At 62.3% G+C, this 7,920-nt stretch carries 6 protein-coding genes and 1 pseudogene; 5 read left to right on the forward strand and 2 right to left on the reverse strand.

From position 1 onward, the window contains the following. From ABE456_RS27875 to ABE456_RS27890, 4 genes and pseudogenes are all read left to right on the forward strand, one after another. Nucleotides 1-244 (forward strand): annotated as a pseudogene (locus ABE456_RS27875) (glucose-6-phosphate isomerase); the annotation flags it as partial. A 136-nt stretch (nucleotides 245-380) separates the two neighbouring features. Beyond that, nucleotides 381-2,315, forward strand: coding sequence for an acetate--CoA ligase (gene acs / locus ABE456_RS27880; protein ID WP_346646802.1), 1,935 nt, complete (start codon nucleotides 381-383; stop codon nucleotides 2,313-2,315). A gap of 42 nt (nucleotides 2,316-2,357) precedes the next feature. Beyond that, nucleotides 2,358-3,227 carry an oxygenase MpaB family protein gene (locus tag ABE456_RS27885; RefSeq protein WP_346646803.1) on the forward strand — a complete coding sequence of 290 codons (870 nt, stop codon included), beginning with the start codon at nucleotides 2,358-2,360 and terminating at the stop codon, nucleotides 3,225-3,227. A gap of 78 nt (nucleotides 3,228-3,305) precedes the next feature. Continuing rightward, nucleotides 3,306-6,242, forward strand: coding sequence for a DUF748 domain-containing protein (locus ABE456_RS27890; RefSeq protein WP_346646804.1), 2,937 nt, complete (start codon nucleotides 3,306-3,308; stop codon nucleotides 6,240-6,242). Between the two features lie 129 nt (nucleotides 6,243-6,371). Here the strand turns inward: ABE456_RS27890 and ABE456_RS27895 are convergent, their stop codons facing one another. After that, nucleotides 6,372-6,791: a VOC family protein gene (locus tag ABE456_RS27895; RefSeq protein WP_201199998.1), complete on the reverse strand. Its 420-nt coding sequence runs from the start codon at nucleotides 6,789-6,791 to the stop codon at nucleotides 6,372-6,374. 60 nt (nucleotides 6,792-6,851) lie between these two features. Here ABE456_RS27895 and ABE456_RS27900 point away from each other — a divergent pair, with 60 nt between their 5' ends. After that, nucleotides 6,852-7,154, forward strand: coding sequence for a putative quinol monooxygenase (locus ABE456_RS27900; protein ID WP_346646805.1), 303 nt, complete (start codon nucleotides 6,852-6,854; stop codon nucleotides 7,152-7,154). A gap of 71 nt (nucleotides 7,155-7,225) precedes the next feature. On the opposite strand, the gene ABE456_RS27905 is transcribed toward ABE456_RS27900, so the two are convergent. Continuing rightward, a complete protein-coding gene (locus tag ABE456_RS27905) occupies nucleotides 7,226-7,576 on the reverse strand; it encodes a BON domain-containing protein (protein WP_346646806.1) in 351 nt (116 codons plus the stop codon). Nucleotides 7,577-7,920: the final 344 nt, after the last annotated feature.

The raw sequence follows: 7,920 nt of genomic DNA on the forward strand, positions 1-7,920 counted from the left end.
CACCCTGGTGGTCGAACGCATCAGCCCACGCCGCCTGGGCGCGCTGGTGGCGATGTATGAGCACAAGGTGTTCGTGCAGAGCGTGATCTGGGGTATCAACGCCTTCGACCAATGGGGCGTGGAGCTGGGCAAGGAGCTGGGCAAGGGCGTGTACCAGCGTCTTGTAGGAAGCCTGGAAGACAACGCCGAAGATGGCTCTACCCAAGGCCTGATCAACTACTTCCGCGGCCGTCACCGCGGGTGATCTGAAACCTGCACCGGCCTCTTCGCGGGTTTACCCGCGAAGAGGCCGGTGCAGGTTGAACAACGCCCCCAGCTACACTGTCCTATCGAATAGCCGTTGCAGTCCCTCGCCCCTTACAAGAGCAGGACCACCCGCCATGTTCGATATCCGCAATTACCCACAGGCCCTGGCCGTCAGCCAGTCCGCCGCCCTCACCCCCGACGAGTACCGCCGCCTTTACCGCCAGTCAGTCGACGACCCCGATACCTTCTGGGCCGAACAGGCCAAGCGCCTGGACTGGATCAAGCCCTGGTCAAGCGTGCAGCAATGCGACCTGAACACCGGCAAGGCCTGCTGGTTCGACGGCGCCCAGCTCAACGTCAGTTACAACTGCATCGACCGCCACCTGGCCCAGCGCGGCGAGCAAACCGCCCTGCTGTGGGAAGGCGACGACCCCAAGGACTCCAAAGCCATCACCTACCGCGAACTGCATCGCCAGGTCTGCCGCCTGGCCAATGCGCTGAAAGCACGCGGGGTGAACAAAGGCGACCGGGTGTGCATCTACATGCCGATGATCCCCGAGGCCGCCTACGCCATGCTCGCCTGCACCCGCATTGGTGCCATCCACTCGGTGGTATTTGGTGGCTTTTCGCCCGATGCCCTGCGCGACCGTATTCTCGATGCCGACTGCCGCACCGTGATCACCGCCGATGAAGGCGTGCGCGGCGGCAAGCGCATCCCGCTGAAACAGAACGTCGACAAGGCCCTGGCCAGTTGCCCCGCGGTCAGCAGCGTATTCGTGGTACGCCGCACCGGCGGTGATGTTACCTGGGCCGAAGGCCGCGACCTCTGGTACCACGAAGCGACCGAAAAGGCTGGCGACGACTGCGCCCCCGCACCGATGGGCGCCGAAGACCCGCTGTTCATCCTCTACACCTCCGGCAGTACCGGCAAACCCAAGGGCGTGCTGCACACCACCGGCGGCTACCTGCTGCAGGCGACCATGACCTTCAAGGTGGTGTTCGACTACCGAGACGGCGAGGTGTTCTGGTGCACCGCCGACGTCGGCTGGGTAACCGGCCACAGCTACATTGTCTATGGCCCGCTGGCCAATGGTGCGATCTCGCTGATGTTCGAAGGCGTGCCCAACTACCCGGACACCTCGCGCTTCTGGCAAGTAGTGGACAAGCACCAGGTGAACATCTTCTACACCGCCCCGACCGCCCTGCGCGCGCTGATGCGCGAGGGGGCCGCGCCATTGCAGAGCACTTCGCGCAAAAGCCTGCGCCTGCTGGGCAGCGTCGGCGAGCCGATCAACCCTGAAGCCTGGGAGTGGTATTTCGAGGAAGTCGGCCAAAAGCGTTGCCCCATCGTCGATACCTGGTGGCAAACCGAAACCGGCGGCATCATGCTCACCCCACTGCCTGGCTCGCAGGCACTCAAGCCCGGCTGCGCCACCCAGCCCATGTTCGGAGTGCAACCGGTACTGCTGGACGAGAAAGGCAAGCTGATCGAAGGCCCGGGCGCCGGCCTGCTGGTCATAAAGGCCAGTTGGCCCGGGCAGATCCGCAGTGTCTATGGCGACCACCAACGCATGGTCGATACCTACTTCAAGCCCATGCCCGGCTACTACTTCACTGGCGACGGCGCCCGCCGCGATGCCGATGGCGATTACTGGATCACCGGGCGTATCGATGATGTGATCAACGTTTCCGGGCACCGCATCGGCACCGCCGAAGTGGAAAGCGCGCTGGTGCTGCATGACAGCGTCGCCGAGGCCGCGGTGGTCGGTTACCCCCACGACCTCAAGGGCCAAGGCGTGTACGCCTTCGTCACCCCGATGAATGGCGTGACGCCAGACGACGCGCTCAAGGCTGAGCTACTGGCCCTGGTCAGCAAGGAAATCGGCAGTTTCGCCAAACCTGAGCTGATCCAGTGGGCGCCGGCGCTGCCCAAGACACGCTCAGGCAAGATCATGCGGCGTATACTGCGCAAAATCGCCTGCAACGAGCTGGATAACCTGGGGGATACCTCGACCCTGGCCGACCCCAGCGTGGTGCAGGGCCTGATCGACAAACGCCTCAACCAGTAACCGGCGGCCGCAGCTCATGGCCGCCCTGCACCACAGGTCGCCATGGAAGCCCTTCGCCGCCGCATCGAAACCCAGGTCATGAGCCTCACCGGGCTGGCCCTCGGCCAGCTCGACCTTGAATCGCCCAAAGGCGACCCCGGCCTGTTCGGCCCGCACAGCATCAGCTGGCGGGTACATGGCGACTTCCCGAGCATGCTGGTCGGCGGCATCAGTGCCCTGCTGCTGCAGTTGCTGCACCCGCTGGCCTTGGCCGGGGTGTGGGACCACTCCAACTTCCGCCAGGACCTGCTCGGCCGCCTGCGGCGCACCAGCCAGTTCATCTCTGGCACTACCTTTGGCTCGACACGCGATGCCGAATGGCTGCTCGACAAGGTGCGCACCATCCACCTGCAGGTCACCGGCACCGCGGCGGACGGCCGCCCGTATGCAGCCAGCGACCCAGACCTGCTGACCTGGGTGCACGTAGCGGAAGTCAGCAGCTTCCTCGCCGCCCACCTGCGCTACCGCGACCCGCACCTGTCGCGCGCCGAGCAGGATGCCTACTACGCTGAAATCGCCCTGATCGCCGAGCGCCTTGGAGCCCGTGACGTACCGCGCTCATGCCAGCAGGTTGAAGATTACCTGCACCGTATGCGCCCGCAGCTGCACTGCGACACGCGTAGCCATGAGGTGGTGCAGATCCTGCTCGACGCCCCGGCCCCCAGCCGCCTCGCACAACCGGTGGGCAAACTGATGCTGCATGCCGGCATCGACCTGCTGCCGGCCTGGGCCCAGGACATGCTCGGCCTGCAGCACGGCTTGCTGCAGCGGCGCCTGATCCGCATGGGCCTGCAGCGCACCGCGCCGGTACTGCGCTGGGCGATGCGCGACGGTTCGGCGCACCGGGCCAAACGGCGCATGGGCATCGAATGAGCTCAAATGGTCGCCTCAGCGGAACTGATTTAACGTGCCATACTCCAAGCACTCCTGCTTAGACAGACGAAGCGACACATGTACAAAGGATTGACTCGCGCCGCTGGCGCACTGCTGGCTCTGGTAGCCCTCTACAGCCTGCTCGGCTTTCTCGTTCTTCCCGGTGTCGCGCTGCGCATCGCCAACCAGCAGTTGGCCCAGTACGCCACCGTGCCGGCACACCTCGAACGGATTGAACTCAACCCCTTCAGCCTGGAGTTGACACTATGGGGCCTGCAGATCGGCGAACCCGGCAAGGAGCAGGTCGGCTTCGACCGGCTGTACGCCAACCTCTCGCTCGACAGCCTGTGGACGCGCGCCCTGCAACTGGAGGCGGTCGAGCTCGACAAACCGCGTAACGAAGTGCTGTTCGCCAAGGACGGTACCCTCAACCTGACTGGGTTGTTCAAGCTGCCCGTCAGTGAAGCCAAGCCCGATGAGCCGCCCAGCGACCCGTTCCCGCTGCGCATCGGCAGCATCAAGCTCAGCGACGGCTACCTGCACTTCGAGGACCAGCGCCCGAGCGAGCCGATCGAGTTCCTCTACGACAACATGAACCTGGAGCTGAAAAACCTCAGCACCTTGCCCAACGACAATGCCGACATGACCCTGGTGGCCATCGGCCCCAATGGCGGGCGTATCGACTGGAAAGGCAGCCTGAGCCTGTCGCCGATCGCCTCCGAGGGCACGCTGAAGGTCACCGACGGCAAGATGAAGTTGTTCTGGCCCTACGTGCGTGATGCCGTGCCGTTGGTGCTTGAGGACGGCGTGTTCAACCTCAACACCCATTACAAGCTCAACCTTGCCAAACAGACTGAGCTGTTGCTGGACAACACGTCCATACGCGTTGCACCGTTCGCCATCAAGGCCCCCGATGGCCGAGCACTGGTACGCCTGGCCAATCTGGAAGTGAGCGAAACTTCCGTCGACCTGGTCAAGCAGTTGGTCACCGTAGGCAAGATCCGCAGCGAAAAACTCGAAACCTGGGCGGCGCTGGAGAAGGACGGCCAGCTTGACTGGCAGAAGCTGTTCGCCAGCCAGCCAGCCAAGGCTACAGCGAAGGAAAAGGCCGAACCTGCCGCCGCCGAGCCCACGCCCGAAGAGCAAGCCGCCAAAGAGCCAAGCAAGCCCTGGCAGGTACTGCTCAAGGACGTGCAGCTACGAAACTACATGGTGCACCTGGCAGACCGCTCCCGGAAAGAACCGGTAGCCCTGGACGTTGGCCCGCTCAACGCAGACCTGCAAGGGTTCGACAGCCTCAACCAGTCGCCCTTCACCCTCAAGCTTGATACCGGTGTGGGTAAACAGGGCAAATTGCAGACGGCCGGCCAGGTCAACCTGGCGCCGGTCTGGGCCAAGCTTGATGTAAGCACCCGCGACATCGACCTGCGCGTGGCCCAAGCCTATATCAGCCCGTTCATCCTGCTGGAGCTGCGTAGCGGCATGCTCGGCAGCGACCTCAAGGTCGACCTGAAGAACACCGCACCGCTGGCCTTCAGCGTTACCGGCAAGGCACAGGTCAGCCAGTTGCACACCCTCGATACCATCAAAAGCCGCGACTTCGTCAAATGGCAACAGGTGAACGTCGACGGCTTGTCCTACGTGCACGGCGATGCGTTGTCGATCGACAAGGTGACGCTGCTGCAGCCCTATGCGCGCTTCATCATCAACGAAGACCGCACCACCAACATCAATGACCTGCTGATCCCGCAACCGGCCGGCGCCCCTGCAAGCAGCCAGGCCAAGCCAGCCTCGGCCAGTAGCGACAAGCCGCTGGGCATCCACATCGGCCAGATCGATATCAACGACGGCTCGGCCAACTTTGCCGACCTGTCCCTCACGCCCAACTTCGCCACGGCCATTCAGCAGCTCAACGGCCGGATCGGCACCATCGACAACCGCAAGCCAGCGCCGGCCAAGGTTGACGTCAAGGGCAAGGTCGACCGCTACGCACCGGTCACCATCAAGGGCGCCCTCAACCCGTTCAACCCGCTGGCCAGCCTGGACATCGCCACCAGTTTCAAGCGCGTCGAGCTGACCACGCTGACCCCCTATTCTGGCAAGTTTGCGGGTTTCCGTATCCGCAAGGGCCGGCTCAACCTCGACTTGCACTACCTGATCACCAACGGCCAGCTCAAGGCCGAGAACAAGGTGGTGGTGGAGCAGCTGCAACTGGGTGAGAAAGTCGACAGCCCGGACGCGGTGGACCTGCCGATCCGCCTGGCGGTGGCGCTGCTGAAGGATACCGAAGGCAAGATCTCGATCGAGCTACCGGTGTCTGGCGACCTCAACAACCCGCAGTTCAGCGTGATGCCGATCGTCTGGCAGACCCTGCGCAACCTGGTGCTGCGTGCGGCACAGGCACCGTTCAAGTTCATTGGCGGGTTGGTTAGCGGCGGTGGTGCGCAAGACCTCGGTACCGTGGCCTTCGCCCCCGGCTCCAGTGAACTCAGTGGCGACGCCCAGTCGTCGCTGGACAAGCTGGCAGCAGCGCTGAAGGAGCGCCCGGAACTGCGCCTGGAGATCGAAGGCACCAGCGCCCAGGCCAGCGATGGCCCGCTGATCGCCCAACAGCGCCTGGAGCGTGAGTACCAGGCCACCTGGTACAAGATCCTGCAGCGTCGGGGTGACAAGGTACCGGCCAATGCCTCGATGCTGGTGGTCGACGACAGCGACAAGCCGGCGATGCTCGAAGGCATCTACCGCACGCGCCTGAAGCAACAACCGCCAGCCGAATGGGAGCAGCTCGGCCGCGACGAACGCACCGCCAAGCTGCGTGAGGCGGTGATCAAGTCGTGGGCCGAAAGTACCGCCTTGCTGCGTACGCTGGGCCAGGAGCGGGCCAGCAGCATCAAGGATTACCTGGTCGACAAGGGCCAGCTGGAGGATGACCGGGTGTATTTCATCGATACCAACCTGGGGCAGGCCGAGAGCGATGGCCGGGTGGTGACGCCGATGCATCTGGATGCTGAGTAACCTCTAGTGGCAGGCTAGGCCTCTTCGCGGGTAAACCCGCTCCCACAGGGATCGCGCACAGCTCAAGGCCTGTGCAATACCTGTGGGAGCGGGTTCACCCGCGAAGAGGCCCGACCAGGCAACATCAATTCAGGCACTGACCAACCGCTGCCCCGACACCGCCGGGTGATACAGCGGCTGCACCTTGTTCCCAGCCGGGTCCAGCAGGTGGAAGCTGCGCGCGCCGTCGCCATGGTTGAATGGCCGGTCTAGCAAGGTTACGCCACGGGCCTTGAAGTACGCATACCAGGCCTCCAGTTCCTCCACGCTATCAACGATGAACCCATAGTGGTCCAGGGTCTGCAACCCATTGGCCGCCCCTGCCCCGCGCCCCAACGACAGGTTGTCGTTACCGCAAGTGAGGTACACCAGGTCCTCGTTGGCGCGGTTCAGCACTTCCATGCCCAGCACATCGACATAGAAGCGTTCGCACTCCTCAAGGTTAGGCACCAACAAGGCAATATGACGCAGGCCATTCAGGCGGCCAGGGCGTGCAGGCAATTCGGACATTGGCTAGGCTCCATTTTTGTATACAATTCATTATTGAATTTAAAACAAAAGGAGAACTTTGTGTATAGCCTGTTCATCAAGACCCGTGTGAAGCCCGGTTGCGCCGAGGCTTTTCTGACTGCGATCACGGTCAATGCTGCAGCCTCTGTCGCCACCGAGCCCGGCTGCCTGGTGTTCGATGTGTCGCAGGACCGGGCCGACCCAGAGGTGATCTACCTGTACGAGATCTACCGCGATGATGCGGCCTATGAAGCGCATACCCAGACCGCGCACTTCCGCGATAGCCGCCCGTTGGTAGAGCCGCTGATCATCGAGCAGGAGTGCTTTGAGAGTGAAGTGATTGCGCGCAATCCTGTTTGTTAAATGAAAAGGGCCGCAAAGCGGCCCCTTTAGGCAAAATGGTGGCCAAGTCCGTTTGGCCGACGAGACGTCCCTTATTCGGACTTCAGGCCATCAGCCGATACGGCCTGCACACCTTTGATCTTCTTGGCGATGGCAATAGCCATCTCTTTCTGGGCACTGGTAACCGCCGTGTCAGAAGACAACGACACCACACCCTTGTTGGTTTCGACCTTGATATCGCTGCCAGGCACACCTTTCTCGGTCATCAGGTCAGCCTTTACCTTGGTGGTGATCCAGGTATCGGAGGTAGCTTCCTTGGCTTTGGTCACCTCACCGGCCGCCAGCGTCATCGGGGCCTGGGTGGACTGCTGGGCGAATGCCGCGTTAGCCATGGTCAGGGTCAGAGCGGTAGCAGTGGCGGCAGCAATGGCGAACTTCTTCATGTGTGTCACTCCTGTTTTTCGAAAGGTCTGCGCCGTAAGTCCTGGCGGCAGGTATGAGTGTAGTTGCATACGCTGTGCCAGCTTTGCCGCTTCGCTTTAGCACTTATAAATCAACGAGTTAGCAAGCAACCAGCATTTCAAGGGTCGTGCATTTTGCAATCAGCGCGGTAAAACTGCATGCAAGATGCAAGTCCGCAAAAGGTTCCCGCCGCCCATGAAAAAAGGGCCCCGAACAGACTGTGTGAAAACACACTGATAGGCCCTAGACCAAACGCCCCGACTTGTTCGGGGCGTTTGTTTTTGTGCTAAAAAAAGGCTCTTCAGCCCATCAACTGCATCATTTT

It is taken from the genome of Pseudomonas sp. TWI929 (assembly GCF_039673335.1).
Taxonomy (GTDB): domain Bacteria; phylum Pseudomonadota; class Gammaproteobacteria; order Pseudomonadales; family Pseudomonadaceae; genus Aquipseudomonas.